The sequence below is a fragment of the Streptomyces sp. NPDC020299 genome (genome assembly GCF_044387825.1).
Taxonomy (GTDB): Bacteria; Actinomycetota; Actinomycetes; order Streptomycetales; family Streptomycetaceae; genus Streptomyces.
In genome coordinates this window covers 111,694-130,797 of sequence record NZ_JBIRWL010000007.1, presented here as the reverse complement: position 1 = coordinate 130,797, position 19,104 = coordinate 111,694, and the positions used below count along the sequence as shown (strand labels likewise).

General features: G+C 71.6%; 14 protein-coding genes and 1 pseudogene. 2 read left to right on the top strand and 13 right to left on the bottom strand.

Annotated features, from left to right (window positions below):
- Positions 1–271: 271 nt before the first annotated feature.
- The 4 genes from ACH45E_RS19580 to ACH45E_RS19565 form a co-directional block, all read right to left on the bottom strand.
- The gene (locus ACH45E_RS19580; protein WP_361442997.1) at positions 272–1,402 is read right to left on the bottom strand and encodes an NAD(P)/FAD-dependent oxidoreductase; all 1,131 of its coding nucleotides are present in this window, start codon (positions 1,400–1,402) and stop codon (positions 272–274) included.
- A gap of 134 nt (positions 1,403–1,536) precedes the next feature.
- Positions 1,537–4,122, bottom strand: a complete 2,586-nt coding sequence (locus ACH45E_RS19575; RefSeq protein ID WP_361442994.1) for a bifunctional FO biosynthesis protein CofGH — start codon at positions 4,120–4,122, stop codon at positions 1,537–1,539.
- A gap of 67 nt (positions 4,123–4,189) precedes the next feature.
- Complete coding sequence (locus ACH45E_RS19570) at positions 4,190–4,396, bottom strand: hypothetical protein (RefSeq protein ID WP_361442991.1); 207 nt, start codon at positions 4,394–4,396, stop codon at positions 4,190–4,192.
- Between the two features lie 77 nt (positions 4,397–4,473).
- A complete protein-coding gene (locus ACH45E_RS19565; RefSeq protein ID WP_361442988.1) occupies positions 4,474–5,313 on the bottom strand; it encodes an LLM class F420-dependent oxidoreductase in 840 nt (279 codons plus the stop codon).
- Between the two features lie 142 nt (positions 5,314–5,455).
- On the opposite strand from ACH45E_RS19565, the gene ACH45E_RS19560 reads away from it, so the two are divergent.
- On the top strand, positions 5,456–6,967 hold the full coding sequence (locus tag ACH45E_RS19560; RefSeq protein ID WP_361442985.1) for a CehA/McbA family metallohydrolase: 1,512 nt from the start codon (positions 5,456–5,458) through the stop codon (positions 6,965–6,967).
- Between the two features lie 1,523 nt (positions 6,968–8,490).
- Here the strand turns inward: ACH45E_RS19560 and ACH45E_RS19555 are convergent.
- Both ACH45E_RS19555 and ACH45E_RS19550 read right to left on the bottom strand, forming a co-directional pair.
- On the bottom strand, positions 8,491–8,763 hold the full coding sequence (locus ACH45E_RS19555) for a hypothetical protein (RefSeq protein ID WP_361442982.1): 273 nt from the start codon (positions 8,761–8,763) through the stop codon (positions 8,491–8,493).
- Positions 8,764–9,159: 396 nt separating this feature from the next.
- Positions 9,160–9,312 (bottom strand): annotated as a pseudogene (locus ACH45E_RS19550) (TIGR03943 family protein); the annotation flags it as partial.
- 105 nt (positions 9,313–9,417) lie between these two features.
- Here ACH45E_RS19550 and ACH45E_RS19545 point away from each other — a divergent pair.
- The gene (locus ACH45E_RS19545) at positions 9,418–9,813 is read left to right on the top strand and encodes a nitroreductase/quinone reductase family protein (RefSeq protein WP_361442979.1); all 396 of its coding nucleotides are present in this window, start codon (positions 9,418–9,420) and stop codon (positions 9,811–9,813) included.
- Positions 9,814–9,836: 23 nt separating this feature from the next.
- Here the strand turns inward: ACH45E_RS19545 and ACH45E_RS19540 are convergent, their stop codons facing one another.
- The 7 genes from ACH45E_RS19540 to ACH45E_RS19510 form a co-directional block, all read right to left on the bottom strand.
- Positions 9,837–11,288 carry an aldehyde dehydrogenase family protein gene (locus tag ACH45E_RS19540; RefSeq protein ID WP_361442976.1) on the bottom strand — a complete coding sequence of 484 codons (1,452 nt, stop codon included), beginning with the start codon at positions 11,286–11,288 and terminating at the stop codon, positions 9,837–9,839.
- Positions 11,285–13,015 carry a D-aminoacylase gene (locus ACH45E_RS19535; RefSeq protein WP_361442973.1) on the bottom strand — a complete coding sequence of 577 codons (1,731 nt, stop codon included), beginning with the start codon at positions 13,013–13,015 and terminating at the stop codon, positions 11,285–11,287. Before ACH45E_RS19535 ends, ACH45E_RS19540 begins: the two co-directional genes overlap by 4 nt.
- 11 nt (positions 13,016–13,026) lie before the next feature.
- Positions 13,027–14,145: an LLM class flavin-dependent oxidoreductase gene (locus ACH45E_RS19530; protein ID WP_361442970.1), complete on the bottom strand. Its 1,119-nt coding sequence runs from the start codon at positions 14,143–14,145 to the stop codon at positions 13,027–13,029.
- Between the two features lie 131 nt (positions 14,146–14,276).
- Positions 14,277–15,047, bottom strand: coding sequence for a glucose 1-dehydrogenase (locus ACH45E_RS19525; protein ID WP_361442967.1), 771 nt, complete (start codon positions 15,045–15,047; stop codon positions 14,277–14,279).
- Between the two features lie 8 nt (positions 15,048–15,055).
- The gene (locus ACH45E_RS19520; RefSeq protein WP_361442964.1) at positions 15,056–15,997 is read right to left on the bottom strand and encodes an LLM class F420-dependent oxidoreductase; all 942 of its coding nucleotides are present in this window, start codon (positions 15,995–15,997) and stop codon (positions 15,056–15,058) included.
- A gap of 113 nt (positions 15,998–16,110) precedes the next feature.
- Positions 16,111–17,580, bottom strand: coding sequence for a VCBS repeat-containing protein (locus ACH45E_RS19515; RefSeq protein ID WP_361442961.1), 1,470 nt, complete (start codon positions 17,578–17,580; stop codon positions 16,111–16,113).
- Positions 17,581–17,710: 130 nt separating this feature from the next.
- On the bottom strand, positions 17,711–18,997 hold the full coding sequence (locus tag ACH45E_RS19510; RefSeq protein ID WP_361442959.1) for an amidohydrolase family protein: 1,287 nt from the start codon (positions 18,995–18,997) through the stop codon (positions 17,711–17,713).
- Positions 18,998–19,104: the final 107 nt, after the last annotated feature.

Below are 19,104 nucleotides of genomic sequence, written 5' to 3'. Positions count from 1 at the left end.
CACACACGGGACGGCAGGGGTCGCGTGCCCCGGCAACCGGTGCACGCGAACCTAGTCCGCCGGGCGCACTCAGCACAGGCAGCGAGCCGCCCCGAGCAGGCCGGAAGGTCCGGTTCCCAGGGCGGCTGTTCAGCTCACGGTGACACCGCACGGTGTACCTCGTGTACGCGGCCACGCGCCACCCCAAAGACACTGACTAGCCGCGACTAGCCGTGCGGGGCGAACTTCTGCAAGGGCCCTAACATGAGAGGCAGTTCGGGGCCTGGGTGGGTCATTGGGCGTTCTCGGTGAACATCTTGATCAGGTCGTGGGCGTTGTTGTGTTCGGAGTCGATCCGGTAGTGCTCGGCATCTTCAGCAGCGGCGACCTCGGCGCTACGGAGGAACATGGCCTGCTCGTACTCGGTGAGCGCGGCCTCGATGTCGTCGGGGTGCGCGGCGAGGGCTTGGCCGAGTTCGGCGCCGTCGAGCATGGCCAGGTTGGCGCCCTCGCCGTTCGGGGCCATCAGGTGGGCGGCGTCGCCGAGCAGGGTCACCCCCGGCACCCGGTCCCACCGGTGTTCGGCAGGCAGGGCGTAGAGGGAGCGCAGGACCGGTGCGGTGTCGCCGTCGGTGAGCAGCGCGGTGAGCTCCGGCGCCCAGCCGTCGAACTCCGCCGCGATCCGCGCGGTCGCCGCGGCGGTATCCGCGAAATCGACGCCGGCGAACCAGTCCAGCGGCCTGGACAGCATCACGTAGGCGTGCAGGGTGTCGCCGCGCTCCCGGTGGGCGAAGATCTCCGTGCCCGGCGAGGGCGCCATCATCGACCCGCCGCCAACCGCCTTCGCGGTGGCCGGGTGCCGGGTGTCGGCGTCGAACAGGTAGGTCTCGACGACCGACGTGCCCACGTACTCGGGTATCACGTCGGAGAGCAGCGGCCGCACCCGTGACCAGGCGCCGTCCGCGCCGACCAGCAGGCCGGTGTCGACGGTGCCGCCGTCGGCGAAGGTCACCTCGTGGCGGCCCTCACCGAGGGCCCGGGTGCCGCTGACCTTGTGCCCCCACCGGACGGTGCCGGCCGGAAGCGAGTCGAGCAGGATCCGCCGCAGGTCGCCGCGCATCGCCTCGGGGCGTCCGCCCGTACCGTCGTCGGCCTGTTCGAACAGGGCGGTCCCGTCCCGGTCGAGGACCCGCATCGCCTGGCGGCCCTCCAGGACGACGGCGTGGAACTCGTCCATCAGACCGGCCGCCTTGAGAGCGAGCTGCCCGTTGTAGTCGTGGATGTCGAGCATCCCGCCCTGCGTACGCGACTGCGGCGAGGGCTCGGCCTCGTACACGGTGGCCGGGATTCCGTGGACGTGCAGAACGCGGGCCAGCGTGAGTCCGCCGAGTCCGGCACCGATGATCGTGACTGGAGTATGCATGATGGCTCCTCGGGATCGGGCCGCCCGGTGAACTCCGGGCCGGCCGTCCCCAGAAAAGTGCCACCCGCCGCCGACGGGCCGCCGATATCCGACCGACGGCCCCCCGACATGCGACCGACAGCGCAGATCGACTGTCAGTCCAATACCGGCAACAGCTCCGGCAGATGCCCGTCCGAAGCAGTCGCCGCCCGCTGCCGCTCCTCCGTCACCTCCCCGTACAGCGTGGTGCGGGGCCTTGCCGGACGGCCGGCCGCATCGGCTACGGCGATCAGGTCGCGTACCGACTTGTAGGAGCCGTAGGAGGAGCCCGCCATGCGGGAGATGGTCTCCTCCATCAGGGTGCCGCCCAGGTCGTTCGCGCCGGAGCGGAGCATCTCCGCCGCGCCTTCGGTGCCGAGTTTCACCCAGCTGGTCTGGATGTTGGGGATGTGCGGGTGCAGGAGGAGGCGGGCCATGGCTGTGACCGCGCGGTTGTCACGGGTGGTGGGACCGGGCCGCGCGATGCCCGCCAGGTACACCGGCGCGTTGGTGTGGATGAAGGGGAGGGTGACGAACTCGGTGAAGCCGCCCGTCTGTTGCTGGATGCGGGCGAGGGTGCGGAGGTGGCCGAGCCAGTGGCGGGGCTGGTCCACGTGGCCGTACATCATCGTCGACGAGGAGCGGATGCCCAGTTCGTGGGCTGTCGTGACCACCTCGATCCAGGTGGCCGTGGGCAGCTTGCCCTTGGTGAGGACCCAGCGGACCTCGTCGTCGAGGATCTCCGCCGCCGTGCCCGGGATGGAGTCCAGGCCCGCCTCCTTGGCCGCCGTCAGCCACTCGCGGATGGACATCCCGGTGCGGGTGGCGCCGTTGACGACCTCCATCGGGGAGAAGGCGTGCACGTGCATCCCGGGGACGCGGGACTTGACCGCCTTGGCGATGTCGAAGTACGCGGTGCCGGGTAGGTCAGGGTGGATGCCGCCCTGCATGCACACCTCCACCGCGCCTACCTCCCAGGCCTGTTGGGCCCGGTCGGCCACCTGTTCCAGGGAGAGCGTGTAGGCGTCGGCGTCGGTGCGGCGCTGGGCGAAGGCGCAGAAACGGCAGCCGGTGTAGCAGACGTTGGTGAAGTTGATGTTCCGGGTGACGATGTAGGTGACGTCGTCGCCGACGGCCGACTTCCGTACGTCGTCGGCGATCCGGGTCAGCGCGTCCAGCGCCGGGCCGTCCGCGTGCAGCAGGGAGAGGGCTTCCTCGTCGGTGAGGCGCGTCGGGTCCTCGGCCGCCGTGCGCAGGGCCTGCCGTACGTCGGTGTCGATGCGCTCCGGAGCCATCCCGGGGGCGGCGGCCTCGCGCAGGGCGGACCAGTCGCCGTACACCTCGTCGAAGTCGTCGCGCCGGTCGGACGTGCGGCCCTCGGTGTCGATCGACGTGTGCAGGTCCGTACGGCCGGAGGCCACGAAGGCCTCCTCCGGCTCCTGCCACGGATGTCCCTCGACGAGGGCGTCGGGACGCGCCAGACCCGTCTCCGGGTCCGCCAGCGCCCGTACGTGCGGCAGCAGCCGCGGGTCCAGCCAGGGCTCGCCGCGTGTGACGAACTCCGGGTACACGCAGAGACGTTCCCGCAGCTCGAACCCGGCCGCCGCGGACTTCGCGGTCAGCTCCTCGATCTGCGGCCAGGGGCGTTCGGGGTTGACATGGTCGATGGTCAGGGGCGACACCCCGCCCCAGTCGTCGATGCCCGCGCCGATGAGCCGCTCGTACTCGGAGTCGACCAGGTTGGGCGGGGCCTGGAGGCAGGCGGAGGGGCCGAGCAGGTGCCGGGCGACGGCCACCGTGGCGACCAGGTCGTCCAGTTCGGCGTCCGGCATACCGCGCATGGCCGTGTCCGGCTTGGCGCGGAAGTTCTGGATGATCAGTTCCTGGATGCCGTGGTACGCACGGGAGACCTTGCGGAGTGCGAAGAGGGATTCCGCCCGCTCCTCGTACGTCTCGCCGATGCCGATGAGGAGCCCGGAGGTGAAGGGGACGGAGGAGCGGCCGGCGTCCTCCAGGACGCGCAGGCGGACGGCCGGTTCCTTGTCCGGGGAGCCGTAGTGCGGGCCGCCCGGTTCGGACCACAGGCGGGTCGCGGTGGTCTCCAGCATCATGCCCATGGACGGGGCGACCGGCTTCAGGCGCTGGAAGTCGGTCCAGGTCATGACGCCGGGGTTGAGGTGGGGCAGCAGGCCGGTCTCCTCCAGGATGCGGATGGAGATGGCCCGGACGTAGGCGATGGTGTCGTCGTAGCCGTGCGCGTCGAGCCACTCGCGCGCCTCCGGCCAGCGGTCCTCGGGCTTGTCGCCGAGGGTGATCAGGGCTTCCTTGCAGCCCAGGGCGGCGCCCTTGCGGGCGATGTCCAGCACCTCGTCGGGGGACATGAACATCCCGTGGCCGGCCCGGCGCAGCTTGCCGGGCACGGTGACGAAGGTGCAGTAGTGGCACTTGTCCCGGCACAGCCGGGTGAGGGGGATGAAGACGCTCTTCGAGTACGTGATGACACCGGGCCGGCCCGCCGCCTCGAGGCCCGCGTCCCGCACCCGGGCGGCGGACGCGGTGAGGTCCTCCAGGTCCGCGCCGCGCGCCTGGAGCAGGACCGTCGCCTCGGAGACGTCCAGGGCGACTCCCTCGCGGGCGCGTTTGAGAGCGCGACGCATGGAGTTCTCGGTCGGGCCGGTTCCGGGGGTCGCGGAAGTCGTCATCCTTCGAGCATACGAGTGCGTTGACCAGGGCAGTCAGGGCCGCCCCCGGGTCCGTCCGCCGCCGCGCTCAGTGGAGGGCGAGCCAGCCGATACCGGCGGCGCCCACGAGGCCGCCGGCGATCATGTCGGCCGGTCTGTGGCGGCGCAGTGCGGAACCGGCCACCAGGGCGCCGAGCAACACGGCGACCGTGCCGACCGTGCCGAGCAACGGCCCCTTGCTGTAACCGAATTCGTTGATGTGCAGCACGAGGCGCACCAGCCAGTAGAGCCTCATGACGCGACCCTCTCCCCCTTTTCCGCTGCGATCGGCGATGGTCGGACGCCGATCCGATGCGGACCCGAGTCGGGATTTTACGGTTGGATCGCGTCGAGCGCGCGCAGCACCTCCGTCTCCCCCGCAGCCGGCAACTGCACCACGACCTCCTCGATGCCGAGTTCGGCGTAGTGCGCGAGCTTGCCCGGGCTCGGGTGGACGGCGTACGGCACGACCTGAAGGGCGGCCGGGTCGCGGCCGGCGTCGGCCCAGGCGGCGCGCAGCACCGGCAGTGACTCGGTCAGCCCGCGTCCGCCGATCGGCAGCCACCCGTCGGCATACTCAGCGATGTGCGCGAACAGCTTGGGTCCGGCGGCCCCGCCGACGAGGGTGCGGGGACCCGTGACCGGCCCGCGCGGCTTCTGCGCGGGCTTGGGGTGGGCGTGGCTGGGCCGCACGCTCCCGGACTCGCTCTCGTACCCGGTCGGCTCCTCGGCCCACAGCGCCCGCATGAGCGCCATCCGGTCCCGGACCAGTTCCCGCCGGGTACGCCAGTCCACGCCGTGGTCGGCGGCCTCCTCGACGTTCCAGCCGAAGCCGACGCCGAGGGTGAACCGGCCGCCGGAGAGGTGGTCCAGCGTGGCGGCCTGCTTGGCGAGGTCGATCGGGTCGTGCTGGGCCACGAGGGTGATCCCGGTGCCGAGCCCCAGCCGCTCGGTCACGGCCGCCGCCTGGCCGAGCGCCACGAAGGGGTCGAGGGTACGGCCGTACTCGCGCGGCAGCTCGCCGCCGGCCGGGTACGGGGTGGTCCGCTCGACCGGGATGTGGGTGTGCTCGGGCAGGTACAGCCCGGCGAACCCGCGCTGCTCCAGCTCACGGGCGAGCCGGGTGGGGGTGACGGTCTCGTCGGTGAGGAAGATCGTGACGGCGATTCGCATGTTCCAGGTGTACCGGGGTGGGGGGCGGCTGTCCATACCGACTGGTCGGCACACCCAGTCGACCGCGCGTCCATGACAAGCCGTCAACTCGCCCTTGCCTTGCATACGAGGAGAGTTCACGCCCACACAGGACGGTGACCCCATGTGTGACGACACGCACGGCATCGGAAGACGCGCCCTGTTCGTGACGGGAGCGGCGGCCGCGCTTACGTTGGGAAGCGTGAGCTTCGCGGCGGCGGACGAGCAGGGCCAGGAGACCCGGACGGTACGCGGCACGCTGCCGCCCGGCTCCCCGGACTTCGTGTACGTACCCGTCGAAGTCCCGGCGGGTGTACGGGAGATCAAGGTCTCCTACACCTACGACAAGCCGTCCGTCCCGGCCGGCACCCAGGGCAACGCACTCGACATCGGCATCTTCGACCAGCACGGCACCGAACTCGGCGGCCGGGGCTTCAGGGGCTGGTCGGGCGGCGCCCGCAGCGAGTTCTCCATCCGCGCGGACGAGGCCACGCCCGGCTACATCCCGGGCCCGGTGCGGGAGGGCACCTGGCACATCGCCCTGGGCCCCTACACGGTCGCGCCGCAGGGCCTGACCTACGAGCTCACGATCACGCTGACGTACGGCGAACCGGGCACCACGGCACCCCCGTCATACCCGCCCGCCCGGGCCAGGGGGCGCGGCCGGGCCTGGTACCGGGGCGACTGCCACCTCCACTCCTGGCACTCCGACGGCCGCCGCACCCCGGCCGAGATCGTGGCCCTGGCCCGGGCGGCGGGCCTGGACTTCATCAACTCCTCGGACCACAACACGCACTCCGCCCACGCCCACTGGGCGGACGCCGCCGAGGACGACCTGCTGATCATGCTCGGCGAGGAGATCACGACGAGGAACGGCCACGTGGTCGCCCTGGGCACCGACCCCGGCACCTTCGTCGACTGGCGCTACCGCGCCCGGGACAACCGCTTCGGCCGTTTCGCCAGGCAGATCCACCGGGCCGGCGGCCTGGTGGTTCCCGCCCACCCGCACGCCACCTGCGTCGGCTGCGGCTGGAAGTTCGGCTTCGTCGAGGCGGACGCCGTGGAGGTGTGGAACGGCCCGTACACGCCGGACGACGAGGTCATGCTGGCCGAGTGGGACAACCTGCTCGTCGCCTCGGTACGGGGCGGCCGGGCCTGGCTCCCGGCGATGGGCAGCAGCGACGCACACCGCGACCCGGACGTGGTCGGCAGCCCCCAGACCGTCGTCCTGGCCGACGACCTGACCCGCGAGGCCATCCAGGAAGGCATCCGCGCGGGCCGCTCGTACATCGCCGAGTCCAAGAACATCTCCCTGACCTTCACGGTGTCCGACGGCCGAGGCCGGCACGCGGGCATCGGGGAACGGCTGGAGGTCGGTGCGGACGCCCCGGTGACGGTCCGCCTGGAAGTCTCGGGCGCCCCGCGCTGCACGGCCCGCATCGTCACCGACCAGGGGGTACTGCTGACCAGCGACCCGCTCCCGGTCTCGGGCTCCAGCGTGGTGGAGTGGCATACGACCCCGTCCTACGCGGCCTACGTACGCGCCGAACTCCGCCACGAGACAGCGGCGGGAACGGTTCCCGGGGCGTTGGCCGCACTGACGAACCCGATCTTCCTGGGGCGATGGGGCGGGTGAACCGGACGCCGGTCGAGTGGTGACCGTGGGGCCGCCCGCTTCTTTTGCAGTGTCGGGATTCCGTGATCCGCGTCAAGGGCGCTCCCGCTCCGCTGCGCTCCACGTCCGCGTCGCCTGCGGCGATCGGCCTTGCGGCCGCCCCTTGACCCGGCTCACGAAATCCCGGGGAAGAAGCGAGCGGGCAGCCCGGAGAAAGCGGGGGCCAAGGTGGGTAGTCCCTTGCGTGGGCTGGGCTGCGGGGCGGGGTCGGGGCTGCGCGGTGGCGCCTCGCCTGCACGCCGGGTGGCTTCGGCGGCTTGCGGTGGGTGGGTTGGTGGGGGTGTGCGCGCTGGGTGGGCGGGGCACGACGGGCGGGCTTGGCGGCCGGCGGGTGGGACCGACGGCCGGCGGCCGACGGGTGGACTTGGCGGCTTGCGGTCGGCGGGTGGGGGCGCGTTGGGTGGGCGCGGGTACGCCGGCTGGGCTCAACGGGGATCGCGCTACGGGGCGCGGGGCCCGGGGATCGCGTGGCGGGGCCTGGGGCTTGTGTGGGGTGGGCCGCCATGGACCTGGGCCGCGATGGACCTGGGCTCCTCGCCCCGCTCCTGCGAGTCACAAACGCCTCATCCGCCACGCCCGTTCGGCGAGTGGAAGGAACGTACCGGGGGCGGAGGGAGTAGTGGCAGGCCCGCGAGCTTGAGGGGTGAGACATTCCTTCCACTCGTCGTCACCACCCCACCCCAGCGCCCCGTTTGTTCGCTTTTGGCGTCTAGTCTCCAGTCCCCAGCCACCGATCGCGGCCAAACCCACCCCGGCCCCTCCCCACTCACTGACCGTAAGCCGCCAAGCCCGTCCGGCGTGCCCCGCCCACCCAGCGCGCCCCAGCCGCCCACCCAGCCACCCACCGATCGCCGCCGGACCCACCCGGCGTGCAGGCGAGGCGCCACCGCGTACCCCGACCCCGCCCCGCAGCCCAGCCGACGGCAGGGGTCGCCGACCTTGGGCCCCGCTTTCTCCGGGCTGCCCGCTCGCTTCTCACCCGGGCTGGAGTGGACCGGGTCAAGGGTGGCCCGCAGGGCCATCGCCGAAGGCGACGCGGACGTGGAGCGCAGCGGAGCGGGAGCGCCCTTGACGCGGGCCGCTCCAGCCCGACAATCAGAAGAAGCGGGCGGCCCCACGGCCCCCACCCAACCGGCGCCCAGCAAACCCACCCCCTTCCACCCCGCACAGTAGCTTTCAGCCCCGCATGGCCCATGCGCCGGATGGACTCAGTCCACCACTTGTGGATCACGGAAGTAGTAGACGACCGTCACTCCCATACCGGGCGTGTGCGTGTAGACCACGGTGATCGCCTCGGCTGAGTCGCGGCAAGGGGTGTCGTGTACGTGTACTCGACTGAAGGAGGGCGCCAGCCTGGGATCTCGCGGCCCAGCGCGGGATCACGGCCGATGGCCACGAGGGCGTCCCGGACGACTTCCTGCTCCCCTCCGTCAGATCACCGAACGCCTTTCCGGCCGGTTCGGCTTCTTCCAACGGAACATCGCTCACCTGGTACTTCCCCCCGCACGCGCGTCCTCGAGGGCAGCCATGATCTCCGGCGAGTTGCTGATCAGGACCCGGTGCCGGTAGGCCCGGACCACGGCGGCGGGCGTGAGGTCGTCCGTCGGGGAGGCTCCTATGGCAGCCGCCAGCTCGTCCTCGAAACGTTCCCGGTCGCCCGGGAAGCCATAGCGGCTGAGCGCACTGCGCAGGTCGTACACGGTCCGGATCTCCGGGAGGGGCATCGATCCCCAGCCGTGCTCAGGCTGTGCGCTCATGGTCTGCTCCTGATGAACGGGCATGGCTCCGTTTCCCAGTATGGCCCTGATCATCGCGCCGCTCCCCCGTCTCCGCACCCCGCCCACAGCAGCTTCCCGCCCTTCGACGCGCCCAGCTCGCGGAGCGCCGACACGCCCCACGTGTCCGCGCGGGCCCGGACCAGGTGGAGTCCGCGACCGCCCTCGGCGTCCGGTGGGGGCGGCGCGCCCGGGACGGAGAAGCCGGGCGGGACGCGTGGGTCGGTGTCCCACGCCGCCACCCGGAGCCGGCCGGAGCTCCCGGACAGGACGCGCAGGGCGTACGGGCCTTTCGTGTGCCGGTGCGAGTTCGTCAGCGCTCCGCCGCGAGGAGCTCCGCGGTGGGCGTGAGGTCCGGCATGCCGTGGGCGGCGAGGATCAGTCTGAGGGTGCCTCGCGAGATGCCCGGTGCGCGTGGAAGGTGCCGCTCGGGTGCCAGGTGCCGGTGACGGTGACCCAGGTGTTGACGAAGGGGGCCTGAGTACCGTAGACGCGTACCTTCACCGTCTGGGCGTCGGCCGCGCAGCACGATTTGACCCCGGCTCCCACCCTTTGACAGCGGGTCGCACATAGCGTGGAAGCTGCACTTACAGGTCAAGCCCGTCCCAAAGCCCGTCCCAGGGGAGCACCTCGACCATGTCCCGTCTCGCCGACCTGCGCTTTCGCGCCACCACCGGCTTCCAGCGCCATGTGGGCAATCCGGTGCTGCGCCGCCTTCCCTTCCAGACCGTGCTGGAGACCACCGGTCGCGTCTCCGGGCTGCCCCGGCAGACTCCGGTGGGCGGACGCCGGGTCGGGGGCTCCTTCTGGCTGGTGTCGGAGTTCGGGGAGAGGTCGCAGTACGTACGGAACATCAGGGCGAACCCGGCGGTCCGGGTCCGGATCGCCGGGAAGTGGCACACCGGCACCGCCCATCTGCTGCCCGACGACGACCCGGTGGCCCGCCTGCGCCACCTGCCCCGGATGAACAGCGCGGCGGTGCGGGCGCTGGGGACCGGTCTGCTGACCGTGCGGGTCGACCTGACCTCCTGAGCCGGGCGGACCCGGGCGGCCCCTCACCCCGGCCAGACGATCGCCTGCACCTCGCTGTACGCGTGCAGGGCGTACACCCCCACGTCCCGGCCGACGCCACTCCTCTTGAACCCGCCGAACGGCGCCTCCATGTTGCGGCCGACCGTGTTGATCCCGACCCCGCCGGCCCGCAGCCGCCGGGCCACCCGGAAGGCCCTGGCCACGTCGCCGGACCAGACGTAGTCGATCAGGCCGTAGTCGGAGTCGTTGGCGAGGGTGACCGCCTCGTCCTCGTCGTCGAAGGGGACGACCGCGACCACCGGGCCGAAGATCTCCTCGCGGACCGCCCGCATGTCGTTGGTGCAGTCGGCGAGGAGGGTCGGGGAGACATAGAAGCCGCGGTCGAGAGGGGGGCGTTCGCCACCGGTGACCACCGTCGCGCCTTCCTTGCGGGCGAGTTCCACGTACGACTCCACGCGGTCCCGGTGTTCCGCCGAGATCACCGGGCCGACCGCCGTGGCCGGCTCGCTCGGACTTCCCACCTTCAATCGGCTCGTGTAGGCAGACAGTTGCGATACGAGGGCGTCGTACACACCTCGCTGTACGAGGACCCGCGTCGGCGCCGTGCAGATCTGTCCGCTGTAGAAGGAGAAGGTGGTGCCGATTCCCGCGACCGCCGAGTCGAGGTCCGCGTCCTCGAAGACGAGCGCCGCGCCCTTCCCGCCGAGCTCCATCAGCTGGCGTTTCATCTCCCGCCCGCACACCTCGGCGATACGCTGCCCGACCGCCGTGGAGCCGGTGAAGCTCACCATGTCGACGTCGGGGGAGGCGACGGTCGCCTCGCCGACGGCCACCTCGCGGCCGGAGACGACGTTCACCACGCCGGGTGGCGCGCCGGCCGCCTCCAGGGCCTCGGCCATGCGGTAGACGGACAGCGGGTCCTGCGGGGCGGGTTTCACCACGACCGTGTTGCCCATGGCGAGTGCCGGGGCGACCTTTCCGGCCGGGTTGGCCCACGGGTTGTTGTAGGAGGTCACGCAGGTGACGACGCCCACCGGCTGGCGTACGGCCAGCGCGCCCATGACGCCGGCCTTCCCCATCGGGCCCGCCTCGTTGATCTGCGGCGGGATGGCCCATTCGGACGGTTCCACGCGGGCGTAGCGGCGGAAGCGGGCCGCGGCGACCCCGACCTGCATGGCGCGGGCGGTGCCGGTGGTGGCGCCGGTCTCGGCGCGGGCCAGGTCGGCGTACGGGGCCAGGTGGGCGCGGATGTGGTCGGCGGCCCGGGCCAGGACCGCCGCGCGTTCCTCCGGCGGGGTGCGGGACCAGGGGCCGAGGGCCTCGCGGGCCGCGGCGCAGGCCGCCTGTGCCTGTTCCCGCGTGGCCTCCGGCGCCCAGCCGACGGTCTCCTCGGTCGCCGGGTCGGTCACCGGGTAGTGGCCGGCGCCCGGCTCCACCCATGCGCCGCCGATGAACAGCCTTTGGGGGTCGGTCACTTGGTGCTCACCGTCCGGGTGTCCCGGCCCGAGCGCAGTACTCGCCCCGGCACCGCCCCGGTCACCACGTCGTCCCGGATCGCCTCGATCCCGTTGACCCAGACGGCCCGTATCCCGATGGCCTTGGCGTCCAGCCGGGGGCTGTCACCCGGCAGGTCGTGCACCAGGGTGGCCTGGCCCGCGTCGATCCGTTCCGGGTCGAACAGGACGAGGTCCGCATGCCAGCCCTCCCGGATCCGGCCCCGCTCGCGCAGGCCGAAGAGGCGTGCCGGGTCGTCCGTCAGCATCTTCACCGCTTGTTCGAGGCCGACCAGTTTCCGGCGGCGCAGGCAGTCGCCGAGGAACCGGGTGGTGTACGGCGCCCCGCACATGCGGTCCAGGTGCGCGCCCGCGTCGGAGCCGCCGAGCAGTACGTCCTCGTGCTGCCAGGTCTCCGCCCGGAGCGTCCAGGACGCCGGGTCGTTGTCGGTGGGCATCGGCCACAGGACCGTACGCAGGTCGTCGGCGGCGCAGATGTCGACCAGGCAGGCGAAGGGGTCCTGGCCGCGCTCCTCGGCGATGTCCCGGACGACCCGGCCGGTCAGCCCGCGGTTGGCCTCGCTGTAGGTGTCGCCGATGACGTACCGGCCGAAGTTCGCCAGCCGCCGGAAGACGCCCGCCTCCTTGGAGTCGGCTCGGCGCAGCATCTCCGCCCGGACGTCCGGGTCGCGCAGCGTCGCGATGCGTTCCGGGACGGGCAGGGCGAGGATCTCGCCCCAGCCGGGGATGAGGTTGAGCGCGCAGAAGGTGCCCAGGGACATGTTCATCGGGGTGAGGATCGGCATGGTGAGTGCCACGACCCGGCCGCCGGCCTTGCGGGCCCGTTCGCTCGCCGACAGCTGTCTGGGCACGCGCTCGGGGACGGCCGCGTCGACGGTGAGGACGTTCCAGTTCAGGGGGCGCCCGGCGCTCGCGCTCATCTCCACGAACAGGTCGATCTCGGCGTCGCTGAACTGGTCGAGGCAGCCGGCGACGATCGCCTCGATCTGGGTGCCCTCGTGCTCGCCGACGGCCCGGGCGAGGGCGAGCAGTTCCTCGGGGCGGGCATGGCGGGAGGCGACCGGTTTGCCGTCGCCGTCGGAGTGCGTGGACGACTGGGTGGTGGACAGGCCCCAGGCGCCCGCGTCCATCGCCTCGTGGAAGAGGCGCAGCATCTCCTCCAGTTGCGCGGCTGTGGGCTGCCCGCCGACCGCGTCCGGGCCCATCACGTACCGGCGGAGCGCGCAGTGCCCCACCATGAAGCCCGCGTTGACGGCGATCCGGCCCTCCAGCGCGTCCAGGTACTCCCCGAAGGAGTGCCAGCTCCAGGGTGCTCCCTCCTCCAGGGCGACCAGGGACATGCCCTCCACCTTGGACATCATCCGGCGGGTGTAGTCGGCGTCCTCGGGCCGGTCCGGGTTGAGGGGGGCGAGGGTGAAGCCGCAGTTGCCGGCGGCGACCGTCGTCACGCCGTGGTTCAGCGACGGGGTCGCGTACGGGTCCCAGAAGAGCTGGGCGTCGTAGTGGGTGTGCGGGTCGACGAAGCCGGGGGCGAGGACGAGGCCGTGCGCGTCCTCGCTGGTGCGGGAGTCCTCGGTGATCTCGCCGACCGCGGCGATCCGGCCGTCCCGTATACCGATGTCGGCGGTGCGGGCGGGGGCGCCCGTCCCGTCGACGACGGTCGCCCCCTTGATGACGTGGTCCAGCATCCCCTGGCCCCCTACGCCGCTTCCCGGAACCGGGTGGTCCGGTGGACGGGGTCCGTGTCGATCTTCGGGATCACGTGCTCCCCGATCAGCCGGATCGTCTGCAGCGTCTCCTCCTTGGGCACCCCGACCGGCAGCCCGAAGCTGAGCTGATCGGCGCCGGCCTGCTCCCAGCGCTTGCACTGGCGCAGCACCTCGTCGGGGTCGCCGCAGATCAACAGCTCCTCCTCGACGAGGAGTTCGACGAACTCGGGGGTGTACTCGGGCAGCGTCTCCGGCCACTCCGGGAAGCCTTCCGGGCGCGGGAAGGTGTCGTGGTAGCGGAAGACGAGGGAGGGCAGGTAGTGCAGGCCGCCGCTCGCCGCGATCCGGATCGCCTCGTCGTGCGTGGGCGCGCAGATGGCGGTGGTCGTCACCATCACGTTGTCGTTGACGAAGTCCCCGACGGGCTCGGCGTTCACGACCGCAGTCTTGTACTGCTCCAGCACCCACTCCATGTCGGAGACCTTCTGGATGCTGAAGCCCAGCACCCCGAGCCCCTTCCTCGCGGCCATGGCGTAGGAGGGCGGGGACCCGGCCGCGTACCACATCGCCGGGTGCGACTTCCCGTACGGCTTGGGCAGGACCTTCCTCGGAGGCAGCTGCCAGTGCTTGCCCTGGAAGCCCGTGTACTCGTCCTGGAGCCACATCTTGGGGAACTCGGCGATGGTCTCTTCCCAGATCTCCTTGGTGTAGTTCATGTCGGTGATGCCGGGCAGGAAGCCGAGGATCTCGTGGGACCCGGCGCCGCGCCCGCTGCCGAACTCGAAGCGGCCCTCGCTGAGATGGTCGAGCATGGCGACCTTCTCGGCCACCTTCACGGGGTGGTTGACCTGGGCGAGGGGGTTGAAGATCCCGGAGCCGAGGTGGATGCGGTCGGTGGCGTGGGCGAGATAGCCGAGGAAGACGTCGTTGGCGGAGAGGTGGGAGTACTCCTCCAGGAAGTGGTGCTCGGAGGCCCAGGCGTACTTGAAGCCGGACTTGTCCGCCTGGATGACGTACTCGGTCTCCTCCATCAGTGCCTTGTGCTCGGCCAGCGGGTCGGTCTCGGCTCGCTTGCCCACGTATCCCTGTACAAAGAGCCCGAATTCCAAGGCGGATCACCGTCCCTACACTTACTGACACACCGTCAGATTTACCTGCCGCCCGACTGTCGCACCGCCCGCACGCACCGTCAATAGCTGACGACTCGTCAGATGACCGAGGGTTGGCCGTCGGTCGTCCGTCAGATGACGCTGACGCCCGCCAGCCACCCCCCGTCGATCACGAACGGCTGCCCGGTGATGTACGAGGAGTCGTCACAGGTCAGGAAGAGCGCCAGCCTGGCCACCTCCTCCGGCCGCCCGATCCGGCCCAGCGGCACGAGCTTGCGGTACAGCTCGTCCAGGGCGCGGGTGGTCTCCTCGGGGTCGGCGTCGGGGTCCAGCCGGGCCGGGTTGGACATCGGGGTGTCGACGGCGCCCGGGCAGATGGCGTTGACGCGGATCTTCCGCTGCGCGAGCTCCAGCGCGGCGACCCGGGTGAGCCCGAGGACGGCGTGCTTGGTGGCCGCGTACGTGCCGACCGCCGCCATGCCGGTCAGCGCGGTGTAGGAGGCGGTGTTGACGATCGTCCCGCCCTCCGCCATCGCGGGCGCGACCGTCTTCATGCCCAGGAAGCAGCCGACCTGGTTGACCTGCACGACCTGCATGAACTCCGCCAGCGGGGTGTCCACCAGGGAGTTGAAGCGCAGGATGCCGGCGTTGTTGACCAGCCCGTCGACCCGGCCGTACGCCTTCCGCGCGGCGGCGAGGGCGGCCTGCCAGTCCTCCTCACGGCTCACGTCCAGGTGGGCGTACGTCGCCCCCAGCTCCTTGGCCAGCGCCTCCCCCTGGTCGTCCAGCACATCCGATACGACCACCCGCGCGCCCTCCGCCGCGAAGAGCCGCGCCTCCTGCTCGCCCTGCCCGCGTGCCGCCCCGGTGATGATGACGACGCGTCCGTCCAGCTTGGCCATGTCTCTCCTCAGTCCAGTGCGGGGGCCACCTCGGCCCCGAAGGCGGCTATCTGATCGGTGAGTTCGGCGCGGCTCCGGCAGCGCAGCCGCACCTGGATCTGGTGCACGCCCATCGCGCGGTACGCCCGGAGCGACTCGGCGAGGGCCTCGGGGGCGCCGGTGAGGGTGCGGCGGCCGGTGTCCCAGGCGGGCCGGCCGACGTACAGGGGCTCGGTGATCGCACCGACGGTCAGGGGCGCCTCGATCCCGGCCCGGTTCCTCAGGTCCTTTATCCGGGCGATCTGCGCGGGCAGCCGGTCGCGCGGATCCCCCTGCGGCAGCCAGCCGTCACCCTTGAGCGCGGCCCGGCGCACGGCGGCGGGTGAGGAGCCGCCGACCCAGAGGGGGACGCGGGGCTGGGCGGGCCGGGGCCGCTGCCCGAGCCCCTCGAAGTCGTACTCCTTGCCGTGGTGCTCGGGGAACTCCTCCGGGCCCAGGGCCGCCCGGAGCGCGTCGATCGACTCGTCGAGGAGCGGGCCGCGCCGCTCGAAGTCCACGCCCAGCACCTCGAACTCCTCCCGCACGTGCCCGGCGCCCACCCCGAGGATCAGCCGCCCTCCGCTGAGGTGGTCGAGGGTGGCGTACTGCTTGGCGGTGACGAGCGGGTGCCGGAGACCGACGACCGCGACATGGCTGAGCAGCCGGACGCGTTCGGTGACGGCGGCGAGGTGGGCGAGGGTGGCGACGGGGTCGTACCAGACCGTGCTCATCGCGGGCGCGAGGCGGCGCGGGATGGCGACGTGGTCGCAAGCGGCGATGTAGGCGAAACCGGCGCGGTCGGCGGCGCGGGCGATCCCGACGAGGTCGGCGGGGCCGGCGTCGGCCTCCCAGGCTTCCGTGTAGAGGGTGCTCTGGGACTGGACGGGGAGCTGGATGCCGTAGGCGAGGCGCTGCTCGGGCAGGACGGGCACGGTGACCCCCTCCGCGAATGACTGACGGATCGTCAGACGACGACCGTTGGGCACATGGTCGTAGCTGACGATCCGTCAGACAAGAGCAAACGCAGATATGAGGGCGTCTCGCGTCAGCGCGCGAAGCCGTCCCCGAAGTTGGCGTCGGCGACGGGCGCGCCGAGGGTGGCGGGCCCGAAGGAGACCGAGCCGGAGGCGGTGGGCCCGGTGCCGGTGGAGCGGAAGGCCCAGGCGGAGCCGTCGAAGGTGTTCTCGCCGGGGGCGCCGACGTACAGCTCGGCGCGGCCGTCGTGGTTCGTGTCGACCAGCGCGGTGTGGCTGCCGAAGAAGTCGTTCTGCTCAGCGGTGCCGGGCACCCCCGTGGCGTTCTGGTTGAAGGACACGGCACCGGTGCCGGTCAGCCCGCCCCTGCCGCCGCGCAGCACGGTCACCGCGCCCACCGAGGCGACCCGGCCGATGTCCTCGTTCGGGGAGCCGACGGCGACGTCGGCGTAGCCGTCGCCGTTGACGTCGGCGACCGAGATGCCCCAGCCGAAGCCGTCGCCGGCCTCGGAGGTGCCGGGTACGCCGGCCGTGTTCTGGTTGATCACCGTCGTACGGGAGGTGTCGGGCCCGTTCACCGAGCCGTACACCACGCCGATCTGGCCGCCGATGAGCTCCGAGTCGACCGGGGTCTCGCCGGAGCCGTCGACGGGGCGCCCGATGACGAGGTCCGCGTACCCGTCCTTGTCCACATCGCCGATGCCGAGGCTCGAACCGCCGGGCACCTTGGTGCCGCCGGGCTTCTTCAGGGTGATCGGGGCGCCCAGGCCCCTCTTGGAGCCGTACAGGTAGACGACGCGCTCATTGACCGGCTCTCCCTCCTCGCCGTAGTCGTGGATGAGCGCGACCAGGTCGGTGATGCCGTCGTGGTCGACGTCCCCGGCGGCGATGTCGTCGGTGGCGTAGTCCAGGTCGAACGAGAGGCCACGGGACTGGGCGGCGCCGGCGGTACGGGTGAACGGCCCGTCCAGCAGACGGGTGGCCGTGGCCAGGTCCGGGTGGCCGTCGCCGTTGAAGTCGCCGATGGTGGGCGACTGGGCGTTGACCCGGTCGCCCTCGACGCCGGTGGCCACGACCTTGCCGCCGGACAGCCCCTGCTTGCCGCCCCAGACGACGGTCAGGGTGCCCGCGTTCTGCACGGACCCGACGTCCTCGCCGCCCGCTCCCACGACCAGGTCCGCGTACCCGTCGCCGTCCAGGTCACCGAGGGCCAGACCGGAGCCGAAATAGTCCTCGGTCTCGGCTCCGCCGGGTATCCCGGCCGTGTCCTGGCTGATGATCTGCCGGTGAGAGGTGTCCAGCCCCGTCGAGGAGCCGTACACGACGCTCACGTACCCCGCGCGGGCGTGCCCGCCGACCTTGCCGTACGAGGCGCCGACGGCGAGGTCCGCGTACCCGTCTCCGTTGAAGTCGGCGCGCACGCTCTGCGCACCGGCGGCCTGCGCGCCTGCCGCGTGCGCGCTCACCGGGCCGACGACGGCCCCGGCGACGGCCACGGCGGCCACGAGTCCGAGGCGGGAACGAAACCTGCGCTTGCTCATGTGGAACCCAACTCCCGTTTCCTGTCGGTCGGTGACAGACGGGAGAGCCAAGATCTCCACGCCGCCGCCCAGTACGACCCACTGGGCGGCGACGGGGTTGCCCCGGAGGGCGCCGGGAATTTCCCGGCCGTCAACCGACGCCGCCCGCGCCGCCCCCGGGCCACAGCCCGCCCTCGGTCAGCCCCAGCAGCTCGATCGCGTTCCCCCGCACGATCCGCTCGACCACGTCGCCCGCCAGGTGCCCCATCTGCGCCTCGCCGACCTCCCGGGACTTCGGCCAAGTGGAGTCGGAGTGGGGATAGTCGGTCTCGTAGAGCACATTGCCGACACCGATGGAGTCCAGGTTCCTGAGCCCGAAGGCGTCGTCGAAGAAGCAGCCGTGGACGTGCTCGGCGAAGAGCTCGGAGGGCGGCCGGTGCACCTTGTCGGCGACGCCGCCCCAGCCCCGGTTCTCCTCCCACACCACATCGGCCCGCTCAAGGATGTACGGGATCCACCCGATCTGCCCCTCCGCGTACATCACCTTCAGGTTCGGGAACCGCTCGAACTTGCCGCTCATCAGCCAGTCGACCATGGAGAAACAGCAGTTGGCGAAGGTGATCGTGGAGCCGACGGCGGGCGGGGCGTCGGCGGAGGTGGAGGGCATGCGGCTGCTGGAGCCGATGTGCATGGCGACGACCGTGCCGGTCTCGTCGCAGGCGGCGAGGAAGGGGTCCCAGGCGTCGGTGTGGACGGAGGGCAGGCCGAGGTGCGGGGGTATCTCGGAGAAGGCGACGGCCCGGACACCGCGCGCCGCGTTCCGCCGGACCTCCCGGGCGGCGAGCTCGGCGTCCCAGAGAGGAATGAGGGTGAGCGGGATGAGCCGCCCGCCCGCCTCGGGCCCGCACCACTCCTCCACCATCCAGTCGTTGTACGCCTCCACGCACAGCAGACCCAGCTCCCGGTCCTTCGCCTCGGTGAAGGTCTGCCCGCAGAAGCGCGGGAAGGTGGGGAAACACAGGGCCGACTGCACATGGTTGACGTCCATGTCGGCGAGGCGCGCGGGGACATCGTACGAGCCCGCCCGCATCTGCTCGTACGTGATGATCTCCAGCTTGATCTCGTCCCTGCTGTAGCCGACGGCGGTGTCCAAGCGGGTGAGGGGCCGGTGCAGATCCTCGTACACCCACCAGTCGCCGACCGGCCCCTCGTCGCCCGGATCGCCCATGACGGGCTTGAACCGGCCACCGAGGAAGGTCATCTCCTTCAGCGGGGCACGGACGATACGCGGCCCTATGTCCCGGTATTTCGCGGGGAGTCGGTCCTGCCAGACGTGCGCGGGCTCCACGGTGTGGTCGTCGACGGAGATGATCCGCGGGAAGTCACCGGGGATGTCGGGGGTCTCGGGGGCGTCGATCCGGGTGTCGTGGGTGTCCATGCCGCCCACGTTAGCGCCGATCTGACGCACCGTCAGCTAGTGGGTTGTGTGCTCTCCGATGACGGGGTCTGTGCGGATGTGTGCGAAGAGCATGTGAGGGGGTTGTG